This window comes from Planococcus lenghuensis (assembly GCF_001999905.1).
GTDB lineage: Bacteria > Bacillota > Bacilli > Bacillales_A > Planococcaceae > Indiicoccus > Indiicoccus lenghuensis.
Genome location: NZ_CP019640.1, coordinates 1659086 through 1678537 on the forward strand (window position 1 = coordinate 1659086; position 19452 = coordinate 1678537).

General features: G+C 48.7%; 19 protein-coding genes and 1 rRNA gene. 14 read left to right on the plus strand and 6 right to left on the minus strand.

Annotated elements, in window-relative coordinates:
• Positions 1-219: 219 nt before the first annotated feature.
• The 3 genes from B0X71_RS08460 (at position 220) to B0X71_RS08470 (ending at position 1810) form a co-directional block, all read left to right on the plus strand.
• Complete coding sequence (locus B0X71_RS08460) at positions 220-555, plus strand: hypothetical protein (RefSeq protein WP_077589010.1); 336 nt, start codon at positions 220-222, stop codon at positions 553-555.
• 43 nt (positions 556-598) lie between these two features.
• On the plus strand, positions 599-838 hold the full coding sequence (locus B0X71_RS08465) for a hypothetical protein (RefSeq protein ID WP_077589011.1): 240 nt from the start codon (positions 599-601) through the stop codon (positions 836-838).
• A gap of 303 nt (positions 839-1141) precedes the next feature.
• Positions 1142-1810 (plus strand): hypothetical protein, encoded by a 669-nt coding sequence (locus tag B0X71_RS08470; protein WP_156889816.1) that lies wholly within the window; start codon positions 1142-1144, stop codon positions 1808-1810.
• A gap of 168 nt (positions 1811-1978) precedes the next feature.
• Here the strand turns inward: B0X71_RS08470 and B0X71_RS08475 are convergent, their stop codons facing one another.
• A complete protein-coding gene (locus B0X71_RS08475; RefSeq protein WP_077589013.1) occupies positions 1979-2383 on the minus strand; it encodes a hypothetical protein in 405 nt (134 codons plus the stop codon).
• Positions 2384-2806: 423 nt separating this feature from the next.
• Between B0X71_RS08475 and B0X71_RS08480 the strand changes: the two genes are divergently transcribed.
• From B0X71_RS08480 to B0X71_RS08490, 4 genes are read left to right on the plus strand one after another with little or no spacing between them, the layout of a single operon-like run.
• Positions 2807-3205, plus strand: a complete 399-nt coding sequence (locus tag B0X71_RS08480) for a glycerol-3-phosphate acyltransferase (RefSeq protein WP_156889817.1) — start codon at positions 2807-2809, stop codon at positions 3203-3205.
• Positions 3202-3360: a hypothetical protein gene (locus tag B0X71_RS20875; RefSeq protein WP_156889818.1), complete on the plus strand. Its 159-nt coding sequence runs from the start codon at positions 3202-3204 to the stop codon at positions 3358-3360. The genes B0X71_RS08480 and B0X71_RS20875 overlap by 4 nt, the downstream gene beginning before the upstream one ends.
• Before the next feature lies 1 nt (position 3361).
• Positions 3362-4972, plus strand: a complete 1611-nt coding sequence (locus B0X71_RS08485) for a GNAT family N-acetyltransferase (protein WP_077589015.1) — start codon at positions 3362-3364, stop codon at positions 4970-4972.
• A complete protein-coding gene (locus B0X71_RS08490; RefSeq protein WP_077589016.1) occupies positions 4969-6813 on the plus strand; it encodes an LTA synthase family protein in 1845 nt (614 codons plus the stop codon). Before B0X71_RS08485 ends, B0X71_RS08490 begins: the two co-directional genes overlap by 4 nt.
• Before the next feature lie 158 nt (positions 6814-6971).
• On the opposite strand, the gene nagZ is transcribed toward B0X71_RS08490, so the two are convergent.
• From nagZ to B0X71_RS08510, 4 genes are all read right to left on the minus strand, one after another.
• On the minus strand, positions 6972-8345 hold the full coding sequence (gene nagZ, locus B0X71_RS08495) for a beta-N-acetylhexosaminidase (protein ID WP_156889819.1): 1374 nt from the start codon (positions 8343-8345) through the stop codon (positions 6972-6974).
• A gap of 172 nt (positions 8346-8517) precedes the next feature.
• Positions 8518-8802: a hypothetical protein gene (locus B0X71_RS08500; protein ID WP_156889820.1), complete on the minus strand. Its 285-nt coding sequence runs from the start codon at positions 8800-8802 to the stop codon at positions 8518-8520.
• Between the two features lie 27 nt (positions 8803-8829).
• The gene (locus tag B0X71_RS08505; RefSeq protein WP_077589018.1) at positions 8830-9327 is read right to left on the minus strand and encodes a glycine/sarcosine/betaine reductase selenoprotein B family protein; all 498 of its coding nucleotides are present in this window, start codon (positions 9325-9327) and stop codon (positions 8830-8832) included.
• Positions 9311-9601, minus strand: coding sequence for a hypothetical protein (locus B0X71_RS08510; protein WP_077589019.1), 291 nt, complete (start codon positions 9599-9601; stop codon positions 9311-9313). The genes B0X71_RS08505 and B0X71_RS08510 overlap by 17 nt, the downstream gene beginning before the upstream one ends.
• Before the next feature lie 252 nt (positions 9602-9853).
• Here B0X71_RS08510 and B0X71_RS08515 point away from each other — a divergent pair, with 252 nt between their 5' ends.
• From B0X71_RS08515 to B0X71_RS08530, 4 genes are all read left to right on the plus strand, one after another.
• Positions 9854-10960, plus strand: coding sequence for an oxidoreductase (locus B0X71_RS08515; protein ID WP_077589020.1), 1107 nt, complete (start codon positions 9854-9856; stop codon positions 10958-10960).
• 33 nt (positions 10961-10993) lie between these two features.
• A complete protein-coding gene (locus B0X71_RS08520; RefSeq protein ID WP_077589021.1) occupies positions 10994-11929 on the plus strand; it encodes an NADP-dependent oxidoreductase in 936 nt (311 codons plus the stop codon).
• 162 nt (positions 11930-12091) lie between these two features.
• A complete protein-coding gene (locus tag B0X71_RS08525) occupies positions 12092-12634 on the plus strand; it encodes a flavin reductase family protein (RefSeq protein ID WP_077589022.1) in 543 nt (180 codons plus the stop codon).
• An 84-nt stretch (positions 12635-12718) separates the two neighbouring features.
• Complete coding sequence (locus B0X71_RS08530) at positions 12719-13246, plus strand: DsbA family oxidoreductase (protein WP_269750111.1); 528 nt, start codon at positions 12719-12721, stop codon at positions 13244-13246.
• A 58-nt stretch (positions 13247-13304) separates the two neighbouring features.
• Here the strand turns inward: B0X71_RS08530 and B0X71_RS08535 are convergent, their stop codons facing one another.
• Positions 13305-14714 (minus strand): hypothetical protein, encoded by a 1410-nt coding sequence (locus B0X71_RS08535; RefSeq protein WP_077589024.1) that lies wholly within the window; start codon positions 14712-14714, stop codon positions 13305-13307.
• A gap of 124 nt (positions 14715-14838) precedes the next feature.
• On the opposite strand from B0X71_RS08535, the gene B0X71_RS08540 reads away from it, so the two are divergent.
• From B0X71_RS08540 to B0X71_RS08550, 3 genes are all read left to right on the plus strand, one after another.
• Complete coding sequence (locus tag B0X71_RS08540; protein WP_332309469.1) at positions 14839-15213, plus strand: SRPBCC family protein; 375 nt, start codon at positions 14839-14841, stop codon at positions 15211-15213.
• 606 nt (positions 15214-15819) lie between these two features.
• Positions 15820-17184 (plus strand): DUF2254 domain-containing protein, encoded by a 1365-nt coding sequence (locus B0X71_RS08545; RefSeq protein WP_077589025.1) that lies wholly within the window; start codon positions 15820-15822, stop codon positions 17182-17184.
• A 608-nt stretch (positions 17185-17792) separates the two neighbouring features.
• A 16S ribosomal RNA gene (locus tag B0X71_RS08550) occupies positions 17793-19346 on the plus strand.
• The last annotated feature ends 106 nt before the right edge of the window (positions 19347-19452 follow it).

Consider the following 19452-nt stretch of genomic DNA (forward strand, 5'->3'; position numbering starts at 1 on the left):
ATTTACAATCGGGAAATCGGAGAGTATTCTAATCTAAATTCAATCTCCGAATCGCTGGAATCGCCAAGCGCAGGGAAACCAAATTCGGGTTACATAGAGACTCTTGGGATTAATCCTTTTTGTTAAGCAGTACTACTTAACTGGCCAGAATCATCCGACAGCTAACTCCGTAAGTGTTACAGTAACACCCGGAAAAAATAACGGAAAGGAGAGGCAGCCATGAAGAAGAAGAGCAGTCTCGCAGCAATGATTCTCATCGGTGTGTTTCTCTCCGGCTGTTCGATGCTGCCGCCACTTATCACAGAAGACTTCAGCCGGCTGGAAGTTGCGCTGGGAAATGAGCTGGTGATTGAAACGGAAGACCCCGGCCGGATCCAGGAAGTGATCCAAGCCATCAATTCCAGCCGCCGGGATGAGACATATACATGGGAATTGCCTGAACCGATCGGCCATATTACTTTTTGGCAGGGAGGAGAGGTGTTGGAACTGCCTTTGTACGAAGAAGGCGGCGTGACGCTCGATCAATATTTCATCTACGCCGAACTGGATTTTTGAGACAGCCGTTCGGGATGACTGACGAATACAGGAGGAATGAAAAATGCACTGGTTAACTCGATTCGTCTTTTGGCTTCCGTTCCTGAGTCTCATGATTATCGGCTATGAACTCCTTGTGCGGCCGGTGACGCATCCTTGGGCGGGGATTGATCCGCTGTACGTTTATGCGCTGTCCGCGCTGCCGGACGCATTCCGCGTCATTCCTTTAATGTTAATGCTGCATTTTCTTTTCGCTGTTCTGTATGGGGTCATGTGGGATGCCTTGGTCAAACGGATTTACTGAAGTCCGAGCGAGCTCTTCCTCCTAGGGAAGGGCTTTTTTTGTTTTTTGCCGCACAGGAGAAATACAGAGCCAAAATAAGACAGTCCCAGTAATAATGTAGCTTTCATTAGCTTTACAAAATAAACATTCCGTCTTCATTTCAGCTTAACATTCTTGGCGTATGCTTATTGCTGTAAGGTGGTTCAGGAAAAGTATTTCAAATCCAGTCCGACGGCACTTGAAGCCATATCCGTCCAAAAAACCATCAATGTCCGAACTTCTTTTGATTTATGAAATCTAAAGTGAAAGCTGAGGATTGATAAGATGAGTAAGAGGCAACTGTGTTTTCAAATGAAGGGATTGGGGCTGTTGGTGTTAGGAGCCGTTATGCTGGCCGGCTGTTCAGATGAAGCGGACACAGCGCTTGCTGCTGAGACAGCAACAAATGCGTGGGATGGATTGCCTGCAGAATATGCTGAAAATCCGCAAGTCACGGATGATCGGGAACTCACTGTCATGGGGGATGCCATTATAGATGAAAAAGGGACACTGACACTGGAAAACATCAATACGGAACCGGTCCGCAAGACAATCGGCCCGCTGACGCTGACCATCCGTGAATCGAAGCTTATGCATTACCAGCCGGATTCCAGCCTGAAAGACTTCTATCAATCCTACACGCACGATTCTGATTTTTATTTGGTTAAATTGACCGTTGAGTTTACGAATCTATCCGCCGAACCTGTGAAATTCTGGCCGGCTGAGACGGTGTTGACAAGCGGCGGAGAGCTGAAGACAAGGGAAGATGACGTGTATTCAGAAAACCTGAATGAGCCGATACAGTCTGGGGAAACCAAGGCAGGAAGCATCGGGTTCATCGTGAAGAATGCGGGATTCGAATCGTTAGCCATCACTACGAGCGATCTGCTCGATCAGCAGGGTGAATTGATAATTCCTGGCGACATCATCAGTATTAATTTTGCAGTCCGGTAACGAAAACAATTGCTGATTCATTCTGATGGTTCACAAAATCGTTGCTCTACAAAACTTACATTAGTGGGTAACTTCACACACGTCCGATTCCGCTTTACCGGGTATAAATCAGAAATCACAAAAAGCTGACGCCGGTTCTCCAGCGTCAGCTTTTCTGTTGCGACTCGTTTATTTCCCGTTGTTCTTCCGTTCTTCCCGTTCTTTTTCCATCCGGTCGGTTTTTTTGACTACTGAACTCGGACTGATGGTATCTTCACCGGATTTATCGTATTTGACATTGTCATCTTCTAATACAGGGACTTCATTGCGTCCGCTGATCATGTCGTCCTGCTCGAATAATGCATCGGTCTTCCGGTCATCATCCGTCCAGGCGACATCCCGGTCGTAACCGATGTCATCATCGGTCTGCTTGTTCTCGATGCCTTCCATATCCCGCATCTTCTTCTCGCGTGCGGTTGTCCCGCCTTCACTCGTACGGCCGGTTCCTTCTTCCCGTTCTGTCAATTCATCGTTTTCAAATGCCCGTGACTGGCTGTCCTGATCGACCGGGCTGCTTCCGGTTTTTTTCTTCATCGGTAAAGTCCCCTTTCAAAATAAAGGTATTACTACTTGTTTGACCGTTTTATCCCGTAATCAAACATGCCAGCCACCCATATCGGTTTCCTGCCTATATAACGAACGCTGGGATTATGGCTGCTACTTTACTTACGAGAATCGGAAAAAAGTGAAAGTCCTGCAGAGAAAGATATGAAAACGAAGGGGAAAACCCGTAAAATGGAATTGGCGATAAGTTCAGTATTCAACTCTATTTTTCAGCGATAAACGATATAAGGGATTCTTTGGGAGAGAGGCAGCGGACTTCGTGTGATTTACTTGTGGCTGCAACCTGTTTCCTGAAACAATCAGGAACTTTCCGTGAGTCGAACCGTAATATATACATAAGAGTGGTACTCGAAATTTTGTCGCGAATGAGCCAAAAAGGAAAAACCGGACGAGGTGAACGCCCTGTTAAGTATGACGCTGGTCATTATCGCCTATATTTTTGGCAGCTTTAACGGCGCCTATTATGTGGGGAAGTTGAAATCCGGCAGCGATATTCGGGAACTGGGCAGCACGAATGCCGGTGCCCGGAATGCCGGCCGTGTATTTGGGAAGACTGCATTTGTGTATACACTACTGTTGGATGCAGTGAAAACGGCAATCCCGATCGGAACCGTATTGCTGATGAATGGCCCGGACTGGCTGCTTGGCAGTACAGCCCTTGCTGTGCTGGCCGGCCATATATGGCCGTTTCAGCTGCAGTGGCGGGGAGGGAAAGGGATTGTTGTGTATTTGGCGTCCGCGCTGCTGCTCGTCCCTTTTGCGCTGCTGGTAGCAAGTTGTGTTTTTTTTTGATCGGCTTCATGGCAAGCCGGAAATTCACGGCTTCCGGACTGCCTGCGTTAGCCACCGTTCCCCTGGTCCTGCTGAACCGAGGAGAATTTATACTGGCCGGCTTTACTGGCATCATGCTGGTGGTTGTCGTGCTGGCACATCAAGGAGGAGACTGAGATGGGATTAACGGGTTCAGTAATTTACAAAATTGCAGACACACCGGATGAGATGGAACAGATCCACCGGCTGAATTATGAAACGTTCGTTGAAGAAATTCCGCAGCATGAACGGAATGATAAGAAGCGGCTGGTCGACCGGTTCCATGCAGAAAATACTTATATTATTGCCAAACAGGAAGATGAAGTCGTCGGTATGGCTGCGGTCCGCGGAAACCGGCCGTTCTCGCTGGATGAGAAGCTCGGCAGCGTCGATGAATTCCTTCCCCGGGATGCAAAGCCCTGCGAAATTCGGCTGCTTTCCCTGAAACCCGATTTCCGGGGAACCCGTACATTTTTTGCACTGTGCGACTGGCTCGTCTCGTACTGTCTAAACGAAGGGTTCGATACAGTGCTGATTTCAGGGACGGATCGCCAAGTCCGTCTTTACCGCCATATGGGGTTTCGGCCGTTCGGACCGGCAGTCGGTACGGAATCCGCCCGTTTTCAGCCGATGATGCTGACGAAAGACGGGTTCAAATCCTCCGGCCGGTTGTTCCGTCAGCTCGTGGATAAACGGGAACGGAAAATGGTGGGGCATTTCCTGCCGGGACAGGTCCCGGTGCATGAAACTGTATCAAAAGCATGGGCACGTCCGGCATTGTCCCACCGCTCGGCCGCTTTCCGAGAAGAATTGGATCTTGCCCGGCAGCAGCTGAAGAGCATGACGAAAGCTGAACATATTGAAGTGGCAGTCGGCACCGGTACGCTGGCCAATGAATTGGTCGCAGCGCAGCTGGCCCGAACGCGGCAAAGCGGCCTGATTTTGGCAAACGGGGAATTCGGCGAGCGCTTGATCGGACAAGCCGGGCGCTGGCAGCTTTCTTCCGCAGTCATCCGTCAGCCGTGGAATACACCAGTGCCGCTGGAAAAAATTGAATCCACCTTTCGTGCACAGCCGGAAATCCATTGGCTCTGGACTGTACATTGTGAGACGTCGACGGGTTATGTTTATCCTTTGGAAGAATTGAAACAGCTCTGCCGGCGATACAGCGTGCGGCTTTGTCTGGATGCGTGCAGCAGTCTCGGGGTAACGCCGGCTGATTTCTCAGGCGTGGACTTGGTCAGTGGCGGCAGCGGCAAAGGCCTCGGTGCCTATCCGGGACTTGCGTTCGTGTTTCACGAGGACCGGATTCTGCCCGATGACCGGCTTCCGGCTTATTTGGATCTCGGCGTTTACGCACAATCGGAAAGCACACCCTTTACCCATTCCTCAAATGGCGTACAGGCATTGAATGCCGCACTGGCCGTTCATCGGTTCCCGGATGCAGAGCTTGCAGTCCGGGCCCGCAGAGTGCTGAAGGCAGCTGGAATGGACGTATTGGGAGAAGGCGGCAACTATTCACCCGGAATTTTAACGATTGCACTGCCGGGCACGGTCGATTCCCGGCGGTTCGGTGACCGGCTGAAGGAAATAGGTATTGTCATCAGCTATGAAAGCGGGTATTTAGTGAAGCGTAACTGGATTCAGCTGGCATTCATGGGCTGCCAGGAAAGCGGGCAGGTTGAACTGGCCATCCGGGAGCTCGCCCGTCAGTTTCAAACCGCGACAGAACGGGATGTTGTCAGATGAATAAATTATTATCCTACCTATCCGCTCATCTTTTTCCGGTCAGTGTTGCCTCACTGTGGTTGAAGACAGTGCTGGTGAGCGGATTCGCATTTGGTCTGTCATTTTCATCCTGGCTGGATCCGATTTTACTGCTGATCAGTCCGGTTGGTCCGCTGCTGCTCGCAGCGGGTTCAAGCTTCCTGTTCAGTCATCGGTTCCGGCCGGCCGTTTTGTTGATTGTCATGATAGCTGTCACATTTTTATTGTATGGAAATTTACTTTACTACCGATTCTATGTGGATTTCGTCACTTTGCCGGTGTTATTCCAGCTGGATAACGTCGGCGGCCTCAGTTCGAGCACTGTTGAACTCCTCGCTCCGTATGATGTGCTGCTCTTCATCGATCTGGTCCTTGTCGGCTGGGCAATCCGGAAACATCCGCAGCCGGAATGGCGAATCCCCAAACGAAGCAAAATCCGCTATGTTTCCGCGAGTACGAGCGTGCTGGTCATTTCATTACTCATGGCATTCATGCAGAATCCGCATGTGCTGAAAGCCACTTATGACCGGGAACAACTCGTGAAGTCGCTCGGGCTTTATAATTATCAGGCATACAACATACTTGTGACCGTGAATGCGCCTGTCAGCAGAGCATTTACTGATCCGGCTGATATTGAAGAAATCGAGGCTTACTTCAGTGCCAAGACGCCGGAGCGATCTGATTTATTCGGAGCTGCCAAAGGGAAGAATGTTGTTTTTGTCAGCCTCGAATCCACCCAGGATTTCGTCATAGGCCAGAAAATCCATGGTGAAGAAGTGACTCCTTTTTTGAACGAGCTGATCGAAGACAGTTTTTATTTTTCCACTATCTATAATCAGACCGCTCAAGGAAAGACGTCGGATGCGGAATTTATTGTGGATACAGGGCTGTATCCGCTTGCAAGCGGTTCAGTGTTTGTCCGGTACCCGGAAAATACATTTCTGACGCTTCCGCATATTCTTGACCGGGAAGCCGGTTATTCGGCTGCCGTCTTCCATGGGAACGACCGCAGTTTCTGGAACCGGGATGAAGCATACAAAGCTTTCGGCTATGATTTCTTTTTTTCCGAACGCGATTACCGGGTGACGGAAGAGAATTCGGTGAATTACGGCATAAAGGACATTCCGTTTTTCGAGCAATCCATGGATGAGCTGGCTGATCTGCCGGAGCCGTATTTTGCCAAATTCATCACGCTGACGAATCATTTTCCGTTTTTGCTGAGCGAAGAAGAACAATTGATTGCACCGGCTGACACGGATATTGACGTGGTGAATCGCTACGTTACAACTGTCCGTTATCAGGATGAGGCGTTGAAACGGTTTTTCGCATTGATGAAAGAGCGGGGGATGTATGAAGATGCGCTGTTTGTCATTTACGGAGATCATTATGGCATTTCTGAAGAGTACGAAGCGGGTGTACATCAATTGCTGGGGGAAGAAGACACTGTCGTCAATCACGTGAAACTGCAGCAGGTACCCCTGATTATTCATCTGCCGGGAACTGACGGTGCGGTCATTGACACGGTGGGCGGTCAGATTGATATCCGGTCGACCGTGCTTCATTTGCTTGGCATTCCGACAGACGATTTTCTGTCGTTCAGCCAGGATCTGTTCACCCGAAAAAACGAACCGGTTATTTTCCGGGATGGCAGCATGGTGACAGAAGAGGTTATTTCCCATGATCGCCTTTGCTACCGGGCCGATACCGGGCAGCAAATAGAAAACAAACAATGCTCCAGTCATGAAGAAGAAATTCGGGAACAACTTGAGCTGTCTGACCGGCTGATCATGAAAGACCTGCTCCGGTTCACGGAGACGGACTGATTCCGGGTGATATGCAAAATTAAGAGGGTCTTTCAAACAAAGCACCTCCGGGTCCGAGCGTTGGAAAATACGCGCGGACCCGGAGGTGTTTTTGTATGTGCTAAGCTTCATAAAAATGAAAACGGCAAACAGGCTGTTGCCAAAAAGCTGGAGGGAGTTCAGTTTAAATAGTTATCATTCAATTCTCTGATTTTTCCATTGATTTCTTCCGTGTCGACGGAACCTGCTTTTGAATCACTTAGCTCGTATTTCTTTTTTAGTTGAAGGATGCGCTGTACACTTTCATCTATTCGTTCCTCACTGATCACGCCTTCCTCTACAGCCTTAACAAGTGCCTTGTGAGTTTCAACAATTGCATCATAATGATGGGCCACCAATAAAATATCGCTGCCGGCAATGACCGACTGCACTGCAGCTGGTCCAATGCCATAATGATCAGTGATGGCCTGCATGGTCATGTCATCGGTGATGACCACGCCGTTAAAGTCCAGCTGATCCCGCAAAAGACCATCGATGATTTCAGGAGATAATGTAGCCGGGTATTCAGCGTCCAATTCAGGGAGCAGAATATGCGCCACCATGACCGCATCCGCACCATGTTCAATTGCCTCTGTGAACGGAATGAGCTCCAGATTCTTCAGTTCATCCAGTGTTTTATTGACGACAGGCAGTTCCAAATGTGAATCCACGGAGGTATCTCCATGACCCGGAAAATGCTTGATGACCGGAATGATTCCTTGTGATTGCATCCCCTTCATGGTCTGGATACCCAGGTCACTCACAATATGGGGATCTGGGCTGAATGAGCGGTCGCCGATCACCGGATTATCAGGATTGCTGTTGACGTCCAGAACCGGCGCGAAATTAACATTGAAGCCGAACGAATTCAACTCTTCTCCCAGTAGCTCGCCGATCTCATACGAATATTGGGCATTGTTGACATTGCCAATTACCTGATTGACCGGGAAATTGAGCAGCTGATCCGGAAGTCTCGAGACGCGTCCGCCTTCTTGATCAACACTCAAGAACAACGGGAACCGGTTTTCACTGTTTTCTGCCTGCAGTTGATTCAATAACGCAATCGATTGGGGGATGTCGGTGAGATTTGCAGAATACAAAATCAGCCCTCCAACCTGATACTCGTCAATTAAACTGACGGCAGATGAATTTAAGGCGGTGCCGGAAATGCCGGCGATCATCATTTGACCGATTTTCTCTTCAAGACTCATAGTGGAGAGGATGTCTGAAACGTTGTTTTGACCCGGCTCAACTTTCCCGCTCCCTTTAATGCTGGAGATGGCCGCAATCAATGGGAAAAGGTTCGAGGCTTCCGGATAAAACACCCGATGCAGACGAATCGCCATTTCTGCACGTAATCCTACAGTTTTTGATCGATATGTATCATATTGGCTCTTCTCGTGAACCTGATTATTGTCTTTTGTCTCACTGCTGTTTGGGGACGCGAAAACAGGATTGACCGAAAATCCGCTGATCAGCGTGAGCACGGCGAAGACTTTGCATAAATTGTTCATGCTATCCACCCTCCTCTTACTTAAAAGGGTAGCACAACAGGAGATTAATGAAAGGCATAAGGGGGGGTAAGCTCGTCTAAACCTGAATGGTACTGTACTGTAAAGGAAGAAAAATCAGGCGGCCCGGGCACCGAATGGATTCGGAGCCGTGGCCGTCTGATCGGGGAAGGTGTTATTTAATATCAAGCGCTTTTTTGATGGCAATCCCTTCTTTTCGGGCTTTGGCCCATGAAAGCGGCGGGAACTTTACTTCACCGCTTTCCTTAGCGTCCACAAGATGATCGAGCGCTTCGAGAATAACCCGGCGCTGCAATTCCTTATGATACGGAACACCGAAATGATGGCCCATCATGAAAGGAAGGAACACTGCTCTCGGCGGTTTAATTTGCTCTGTGACGTCCAATGCCACCGACAGGGAAACGGTGGGAATTCCTCTTGCTTCTAAAGCGCGCTGCACGAGCGCGACAGACTGATGTCATATCGGTCATGCCGGGCACAAAAGCGCAATGTCGGCATGATCCTTTACTACTGCGTCCGCGATATCTTCGGCTAGCTTCAATTCCATTTGTTCCGGGTCCATATTATAGCCGATGAATGAAAAAAAGTTGTCGGTCAATCCGCCGATGACGCCGTCCGCTGCCAGTTCCTGCAGCCGCTCAATCGGAAAGATGACATTCAAATCCTGAATGGCACCGACTGTCGGATACTTCAACTGGTGGATTTCAAGATCCTCCGGCTTGGAATCGGAAGGCACTTTCCGGAATGTATAGTCGCCGACTGGATGCACGGTATCAAAGGGCATCGTACCGACGGGCTGCACACCGGCTGATGAGATGAACGTCAGTTTCGCTTCGCTTAACGGTTTATCGAGCGAGGCAAGCGGGACCAGGTCTTCTTTTGAGATCATTGAACCCGGGTAGCGTTCATTGACCGTTTGCCATACATCCGACCGCAATTGCCGCGGTTTAGAGGTTTCCGTCATGAATCCATTCCCCCGATCGTTTTAATAGATGAAAGTGTAGACTGAAATACAGATGCGCCAGCGTTTCCGGACTTTTGTTTTCGAGTGTATCAAAGATGAATTCCCGGTCCGTCTCCGGCGAATCGAGCAGTAGTTTAAGCGCTTCAATCCAGGACTTATCAATTTCCTTGCGGCCTGCCTCTTCGTTGCCGTCTCCAAAATGGAGACGTACATAGCGAATCAGTTTTTCCTGGTCTCCGTTTTCAATCGCTTCTTTCAAATAAGGCAGTGACAAATTTCAAACCTCCTTTTCAAAAAGTAACGTTATAGTACCACTATTCTGAACAGATGAAAACACGAAGCGTTTGCGCAGAATTTTAATTTTTCTCTCTACCCCTGGTTTTATTCTTAAATGAGCAAGTGAATTGACGGGGATGTTGAGCAGTGATTATAGTGAGGATGCATCGAAAATAATATTACGTTTTATTCCATTTAATAAAAAAGAATTCTTTAATTTATAAATTTTAAGGAAGGCAAGGTGACTAATATGAGCAACAATCAAAATAACGAATTGTTTATGGATACAAAAATCGCCTCCCAATCGCTGCACAACCGGATTGGTTTAGCGCCAATGACGCGGACTAGTGCTCTGGAAAACGGACTGGCTACCGAAGAAATGGCACAGTATTATGCGAATTTTGCACGAGGCGGATTTGGACTGATTCTGACTGAAGGAACTTACACGGATGAGCTTTATAGCCAAGGCTATCTGAATCAGCCGGGTATCGCCACATCGGAACAGCGCGATGCCTGGAAACAAGTTGTGGATGCGGTGCACGGGGAAGGAGAAAAAATATTCCTCCAATTAATGCATGCCGGTGCTCTTTCACAAGGGAACCGCTTTAGTGAACAGACAGCAGGTCCATCTGCAATTAAACCAAAAGGTGAGCAGCTTGGATTTTATGGCGGACAAGGGGAATTCCAAACCCCAAAGGCGATGACTGAAACCGAAATCGAAGATGTCATCCGAGGATTTGCCGTGGCAGCTAAGCATGCAAAACAAGCCGGATTTGACGGCGTTGAGATTCACGGTGCTAACGGATATGTCCTCGATCAATTTTTGACCGATTACACAAACCAACGGGAAGATGAATATGGCGGGTCGGTAGAGAACAGACTTCGTCTGATCCTTCAAGTGACAGATGCTGTCCGCGATGCGGTAGGCCCTGAATATCCGGTAGGAATCCGTATTTCCCAAGCAAAAGTAAATGATGCAAATCATAAATGGGCAAACGGAGAAGCGGATGCTGAAGTAATATTTAACAGCTTGAAACAAGCCGGCGTAGATTACATCCACATCGCAGAACCCGATGCCGCAGCTCCGGCCTTCGGAGAAGAAGGCCCGACATTAGTAGAGTTGGCGAAAAAATACGGAAACACATTTGTGATAGCCAATGGCTCAGCGGGATCACCTGAAGTAGCAACATCTCTGCTAGGGAACGGAAAAGCTGATCTTGTCACGATCGGTAAAGCTGCGCTGGCAAATCAGGATTGGCCAAACCGTGCAGCGCAAGGAGAAGAATTGGAAACGTTCGATTTTCAGAAGTACCTGTTACCAAAAGCGACATTGAAAACTTTCGAATATCAGTCATAAAGCATCATGGTTAATGAAAGGAGAGTATTCCTCATGAAAGCAATTGTCATCGATCAATATGGCGGAAAAGAACAGTTGCAGGAACGGCAAGTGGAGCGTCCTTCCATTTCAGCGGATCAAGTGTTATTGGAAGTGCATGCAACGTCAATTAACCCGATTGACTGGAAATTGCGGGAAGGCTATTTGAAAGAGATGCTGCCCTTTGAATTCCCGATTATCCTTGGCTGGGATGCAGCAGGTGTCATAGCTGAAGTCGGAAGCGATGTATCCCATTTCAACGTTGGCGATCGGGTGTTTGCAAGACCGGCCACGACGCGCCAAGGCACTTACGCCGAATTTGTACCGGTAGAAGAAAATCTGCTGGCCCGTATGCCGGATACCATGTCCTTTGAAGAAGCGGCAGCGATTCCGCTCGCCGGATTGACAGCTTGGCAATGCCTCGTTGATGTGGCGGAAATTCAGAAAAGCGATAAAGTGCTTATTCAGGCAGGAGCCGGCGGTGTTGGCACATTTGCGATTCAAATCGCTAAAAGTTTCGGTGCCCATGTAGCGACAACGGCGAGTGCCGACAATGCGGATTTCGTTAAAGCACTTGGGGCCGATCAAGTGATTGATTATAAAACCGAGCAATTTGAAACCATATTGAGTGATTTCGATGTGGTTCTGGATTCAATGGGCGGAGACGTGTTGGAGAAAAGCTTCGAGGTCCTGAAAAAAGGGGGACGGCTCGTGACAATTGCCGGGCAGCCTTCAGAAGAAAAAGCGCAGTCAACCGGTGTGAAAGCAAGCTCGTTCTGGCTTGAACCGAACGGAGAGCAGCTACAGCAGCTTGCCGATCTGTACGAAGCGGGTAAACTAAAGCCGGAAATCGGAGAAGTATTTGAATTGACCGAGCAAGGCTTGAAACAAGCTCATGCCCTGAGTGAAACACATCATACCCGCGGGAAAATCGTCATTAAAGTAAAATAACCAGTACTGTTCAAAAAGGCAGCCCATTGAGGCTGTCTTTTTTCAGTAGATGGAAGGACTGATTAATATAAGTTTCCGGATCTGTGAAAAGGGAAACTTGATACCATACGGCTTTTGACACTTGGCAATCGAATACCGATACAGAAAGCAGGTGGGCTGATCATGCATACGAAGACAAACCAAGAATTTGCGAACCTCGTCTATAAGGAACGAATAAGAGGAAATTTATTCATCGCCACTGCCGACGGCGACCGGGGCCATTTCCATTTCGGCTGCTGGAGTACCCAGTGCTCCCACGAACCGCCGCGCATGCTGACATGCTTTCCAAAAGAAATCGAAGGCTATGAGATCGTGAGAAGGGGCGGTGTCTGGACCGTTTCACTTGTGGCTGAGGACCAGTCAGATTTCCACGATGAATTTTTTCTTCAGAATAAGCAGGATATCCGCTCGATCGGGGAAGATCAATTCATCTACCGGAAAACCGGCTGTCCAATCTTGAAAAATGCTATTGGATATATGGAATGCAAATTGGTCAGTTTTATCGACAACGGTGATTTCGGCTTGGCGATCGGCGATATTGTATCCGCCGAAATGCTGCGGCCTGACATGAAGAACCTTACCGTCAACTCCATCTTAGATCGCGGGTTTCTGAACAACAATAAAGAAGAGATTCAAATGCCTTTCAAAGGTTTCGACTTAAATTAAAATCAAAAATCCGAGGTGAAGAACATGAATGAAAACCGTAAAAAAATCACAGTCTACAGCGACTTTCTATGACCGTTCTGCTTCATAGGGAAAGTCCCGCTTGACCAGTTGGTCGAGGAAGAGAACGTGGAAGTGGAATGGAAAGCATTTGAATTGCGTCCGGAAGGCGTCGAAATCCCGCCGAAAAGCAGCGAATACGTGCAACGGGCAAAAGCCGGCGTCGAAGCGATGTCCAAGCAATATGGGCTCGATATGAAATGGAACGATAAAAGCAAACACTCACGCCATGCACTTGAAGGCGCAAAGTACGCTGAAGAGCAAGGGTTCGGAAACGAGTACCACGATGTAATTTTCGCTGCTCAATTTCAGCAGAATGAAGATATCAACGACATGGACACACTGGTTCGTCTTGGTGCAAAAATCGGTTTGGACGGACGGGAACTTCGGGAAGTTCTTAAATCCCGGAAGTACCGGACAGCCGTGCTCCGCGACCATCAGGAAGCGATGCAGCTCGGCATCACCGGCATACCGTGCTTCGTTTCCGGCGACCAAGGCGTCATGGGCGCCCAAGATTACGATTCCCTGAAAGCTTTGGTGAATAATGCAGAATGAGAAATAGATCAAAGAGGCCCGCTTAAGGATTTGCCTTAAGCGGGCCTCTTATTCAGCATCATAACGGCAAATGAACGACCGTCTGGATAAACAGTTGCACAAGCACATAAAAAGCGGCAGCATACTGCCAATTGAACCGGATGCCGTTCCGGACACCGCTCAGTCCGTTGATGCTGCTTAAGATGATGAGCGGCATGACAAACGGCGACAGGATGATCGACATGACGCTGCCGGATGTGATTGACAGCACGATCAGCTCCGGCGGATACGGCAAGGGGACATCCTGCAGCACGCCAGTGACGAGCACGATAACAGCCAGCGGACCCAGGCCGATGAATCCGAGGAAAATCATGATAAAGGGCAGCAGGAACAGGATATTGAGCACCGGCACGATGGAAATCCAGTCATTAAGCCGATTAATGACGGTCACACCGATTCCGGATTGATTGAGTGACAGGATCAGCAACCCGGCTGCCAGCAGAATGCTGTATTGGCGCGGCTGCTTGGCGATCCCTTCAGAAAAATACTGCCGGTTGTCCTGAACGAAATGCCCGCTCCTTCTTTTTACGAGGAAATACAGGAATGTCCAGCCGATGATGACAAGGGGAATGGTAAGCAAAAACTCCAGCTCCGTCAGATAATGAACAAGAAAAATACCGCCAAACAACGAAACGAACAACAAGACGAATTCCATCGTATCCCGATTCCAAGGCCGGGTGTTCCGTGAGTTCTTCATCGCTTCGTCGATCTCCCGCTGCAGCGTCGCTGAAAAATCGACATTATATCTTTTCTCCTCCACGCGTGAAAACAGGACAGCAAGCAAAGTCCCGGCGAAAGCGAACACAAACCCAAGCAGCATCGATTTCCAAAGCGTCGCGCCGAGCGTATCAACGGCAAAGACAAAACTCGGAATGCTGATGACCCACATGGTGGATAAGGCGAAGCTCCGTAAAATCGCCGTACCCTTATAATTTTCCCACGCTTCATCGTGATGCGTATGCAGGAAGGTATCGATGAACCGGTACATCATCGGTACGGCGCCAAACAACAGGAAATGCGAAATCACCTGCGTCATCGCCATCAGCCCGAAATAGAATTTCTGACTCTGATCCAGCAAATTATGGGCTGCCGTCATGATTTCTTCGATATAGGGCTCTTCTTTCAGCACCCAGCTGATCATCGGCACAATCAGCAACAGCCCGATCAAGTCACGCATGAGCCGCATCCCTTCAAGGATACTCGACCATAAGGAATCACTCGTAACCAAGAGGACGAGCAGTGCGGCGGCGATCAGGAACACCTGCAGCTGAAACTTCTTGAATGGGAGCAGCCAGCCGGAAAACGCGAGCGTCAAAATTCCAAAGACGGACAGCGAATACTCCAGGAATGTAACGTCAACAAAATATGTAATAAAATGCAGCAATGCATAGACCGATACGGAAAAGGTAAATCCTCTGGCGGCAATCAATGTTAATCAGTTCCTCCTTCTTAAAATGCTCCGGCGGATTCTTCTGTAAGAGGAGTGCAACTCCATTATAATAAAGAAAAGCTCTATGTTGCCCGATGAAGAAAATCGAAAGGAGCAAAAGCCAATGCCTGAAATTATACACGAAATTTACGTTGACGCTCCCATTGAAGTTTGTTTTGATCTCACAAGAGATGTCGATGTGCACACTGCCACTACTTCCGACACGAAAGAACGGGCGGTCGAAGGTGTCACATCCGGTTTGTTGGAAGAAGGCGATACTGTCACTTGGGAAGCAGTCCATTTTGGCGTGAAGCAGCAGCTGACGGCAAGGATTACAGAAATGGAGCGGCCATATTATTTCAAGGATGAATTGGTGAAGGGGGCGTTCAAGTGGTTTGTCCATACCCACGAGTTTGAAAAACAAGGAACAGGGACCCTCATGCGGGACCGGTTCGTCTATGCGTCGCCGTTCGGCTTCATCGGTAAATTGGCGGACTGATTATTCCTTGAAAACTACATGCGGAAATTCCTCTCGGAGCGGTCCAATGCGTTAAAACAATTGGCGGAAGAAGAAGCGGGCAGACAATCAATAGAGAAAAACCGGTCGATCAGCCATAACTAATTGGCAGAGAAGCTATTGGGATTATTCGCAGAACTGTCTGCTCTGAGCACTGCAGATCCTCATCAGTGGTTCTAAATGAAATGGAAACGCCGTTCAAGTGATTTTTCTGAACAGGACGGTTCCAGGTGAAGATGAATCTACACTGCAACGAAGGGCTTTTTTAAATAATTTACCTTTTAAGAAATATAATATAAATATTAAGCGATTTATCCCGAAAAATCGGGAACCAGAATGAATAGCAGTATTCACTGTAATATCCGTGTCGGCCCGCTGCCGTTTTCTGACCGGTTAACTTCTGAATATAACGATTAGAGCGAATCCGGTTTTTGCAGGAACTCCCACTAGCCTTCAAACGGGTAAAGGAAGTGATGGAACTGCAATTGCTGTTTGATTCAGCGACTAATTTACTCCTCAATGGGGTAGAAGTTATGTAATAACAGCTGTTTATAAGCAATCCGGTTAAACAAAGAGGAGGTGCAGGCGTTGAAATTCCTGCCTCATGAAATGGGGAAGTATTTTGAGATGGCGCCTCGTCAGCGAAAATATGAACTCCGGAATTCTCTGTGGTCAAAACCATTGCTTTACGTCCTTGCCGCTGGAATCCTCGCGCTGATCACAATCTTTATTGATTTATGGATTGATTTATCAGGGAGGATCGGCTTTTTCACTTTTACTTACGACACCACACAATTATTAATGAGCACGCTGATCGGTTCGGTTCTGCTGCTCAGCGCCTTCACGCTGAATATCCTGCTTGTCGTCCTGACAACTTTTAGCGGACAGTACTCTCCCCGTATGCTTCAGGATTTCGTAGCGGATAAACAGACGCAGCATTTCGTTGGGGCTTTCAACGGGAATTTTATCTATATACTGATCATGTTTTTATTCATCAATAATTATCAAAAGGAGCAGTTCTTCCTCGTGCCGCTCGTCACGATTCTGCTCACGCTCGTATCAGCGCTCATCTTCCTCTTCTTTATTAACCATTCGATTTACTGGATGCAAGTACATAATGTGACCAATAGAATGCGCGGGCAATCAGAAGCAATCCTTGAGACAGCGGTAAAAGAAGACATGGAAGAATTGAAAGTCGAGAAAACCGGGGATCTGCTGGAAAGCTACCGGCAAGATGCAATAGTCGTGGCAGCTGCCCAATCTGGTTATATTCAGCTCGTCGACTTCCATGGAATGGTCGAAGAAGCCGAGAAAGACGAGATCATTATCGAACTGCATGAGCGGATCGGAAATTTTCTGTTGACCGGCAATCCGCTGTTCTCGTATTGGGGTCCCGGTGCTGCTGCCGTGGACGAAGATAAGTACAGCACGTTCATTTTATTCGGCAATAAAGAACTGGAGATCCAGGACAATAATTTTGCCATGAGTAAACTGGCGGAACTTGCAGTAACTTCGATGGGCAATGGCGATCCGCGTTCTGCCATCAGTGCCATTTATCAGCTGGCGAATCTCATGCAGACGATTGAAAGTAAAATTCAGTTTGTTCCGTATCTTGGCGGTAAGGATAAACAAGTGCGGGTTATTACCCAGCAACAGCATTTCGATGATGCATTATACAGAGGGTTCGGGATGATCCGACATTATGCAAAAGACGACCTTCCGATCATCATGGAAATCATTTCTACACTGCGGATGCTGGCAGATTCATCAAGCGCTGAATTCCATGAACCGATTTGGGGTTTTGCCGCAAATACGATTGCCAATGTCTCGCAGGATATCATTTATGACATCGACCGCGATCTGCTGCTTACACGACTGCATCAATTGGCTGCTGCGACTGGTCATGAATCCGAGTATGAAGTATTGAAAGAACAGGTGGAAGGACAGAACTGAATTTCTGATCAGAGACAGGCGATGGAAAAAGTATCTTGTTTACAGGATGCTTTTTTTACTGCTATAACGAAGAAATCAACTGATTGAATGAAGAAGGGACGACAGACCTGCTGGCTAAAATCCAAAGGAGGGGAAAAAAGAAGGAGAGTCCGGTTGACTGCCATTGAAACAATTGGAGGCAAAATCCTTGAGGGAACACATGACAGGTGCTATAGTAGTGGATGCCGCTCAAAAATTGAACCGGCAAGGATGATGAATTGAACTTTTAAGCTTGAACGATTAACGTTATTGTGATATACTTGTTTAGTGAGTCGGGCAGGACAGAATTTTATTAAACACAATAATTGCCGGTTGACGGACTGACGCGTTTCATGTTATATTATTGGAGCAGCAAATAAAGAAAATAACGATTTATTGATCTTTATAGTTGCTTAATATTCCTATCCGTGGTATATTAATAAAGTAGCAAATAAGCAAACTGAACCTTGAAAACTGAACAGCAAAACGCTAAGAAACAAACACGATTCTTAAGTGAATCAAATAGCAGCGCGTCATGCGTCACCTCCGTGACCATGGCCGCTGCGCCAGCAAGAGTCAATCAAGACTCCATATCGGAGAGTTTGATCCTGGCTCAGGACGAACGCTGGCGGCGTGCCTAATACATGCAAGTCGAGCGGATGAATCGGGAGCTTGCTCCCGGTTCGTTAGCGGCGGACGGGTGAGTAACACGTGGGCAACCTGCCCTGCAGATCGGGATAACTCCGGGAAACCGGTGCTAATACCGGATAGGTCGGAACCTCGCATGAGGTTCCGCGGAAAGACGGCATCTCGCTGTCACTGCAGGATGGGCCCGCGGCGCATTAGCTAGTTGGTGGGGTAGTGGCCCACCAAGGCGACGATGCGTAGCCGACCTGAGAGGGTGATCGGCCACACTGGGACTGAGACACGGCCCAGACTCCTACGGGAGGCAGCAGTAGGGAATCTTCCGCAATGGACGAAAGTCTGACGGAGCAACGCCGCGTGAGTGAAGAAGGTTTTCGGATCGTAAAACTCTGTTGTAAGGGAAGAACACGTACCAGTTAACTGCTGGTACCTTGACGGTACCTTACCAGAAAGCCACGGCTAACTACGTGCCAGCAGCCGCGGTAATACGTAGGTGGCAAGCGTTGTCCGGAATTATTGGGCGTAAAGCGCGCGCAGGCGGTCTTTTAAGTCTGATGTGAAAGCCCACGGCTCAACCGTGGAGGGTCATTGGAAACTGGAGGACTTGAGTGCAGAAGAGGAAAGTGGAATTCCACGTGTAGCGGTGAAATGCGTAGAGATGTGGAGGAACACCAGTGGCGAAGGCGACTTTCTGGTCTGTAACTGACGCTGAGGCGCGAAAGCGTGGGGAGCAAACAGGATTAGATACCCTGGTAGTCCACGCCGTAAACGATGAGTGCTAAGTGTTAGGGGGTTTCCGCCCCTTAGTGCTGCAGCTAACGCATTAAGCACTCCGCCTGGGGAGTACGGCCGCAAGGCTGAAACTCAAAGGAATTGACGGGGGCCCGCACAAGCGGTGGAGCATGTGGTTTAATTCGAAGCAACGCGAAGAACCTTACCAGGTCTTGACATCCCGCTGACCGCCCTGGAGACAGGGCTTCCCCTTCGGGGGCAGCGGTGACAGGTGGTGCATGGTTGTCGTCAGCTCGTGTCGTGAGATGTTGGGTTAAGTCCCGCAACGAGCGCAACCCTTGATCTTAGTTGCCAGCATTCAGTTGGGCACTCTAAGGTGACTGCCGGTGACAAACCGGAGGAAGGTGGGGATGACGTCAAATCATCATGCCCCTTATGACCTGGGCTACACACGTGCTACAATGGACGGTACAAAGGGCAGCAACCCCGCAAGGGCAAGCGAATCCCAGAAAACCGTTCTCAGTTCGGATTGCAGGCTGCAACTCGCCTGCATGAAGCCGGAATCGCTAGTAATCGCGGATCAGCATGCCGCGGTGAATACGTTCCCGGGCCTTGTACACACCGCCCGTCACACCACGAGAGTTTGTAACACCCGAAGTCGGTGGGGTAACCCTTACGGGAGCCAGCCGCCGAAGGTGGGACAGATGATTGGGGTGAAGTCGTAACAAGGTAGCCGTATCGGAAGGTGCGGCTGGATCACCTCCTTTCTAAGGATTTCTGTCGGAAGACAGTTCGGAACGGACCGTTTGGTCCGCTTAGCGTTTTGCGTTCAGTTTTGAAGGTCTCAGGATCTTCACGACTTGTTCTTTGAAA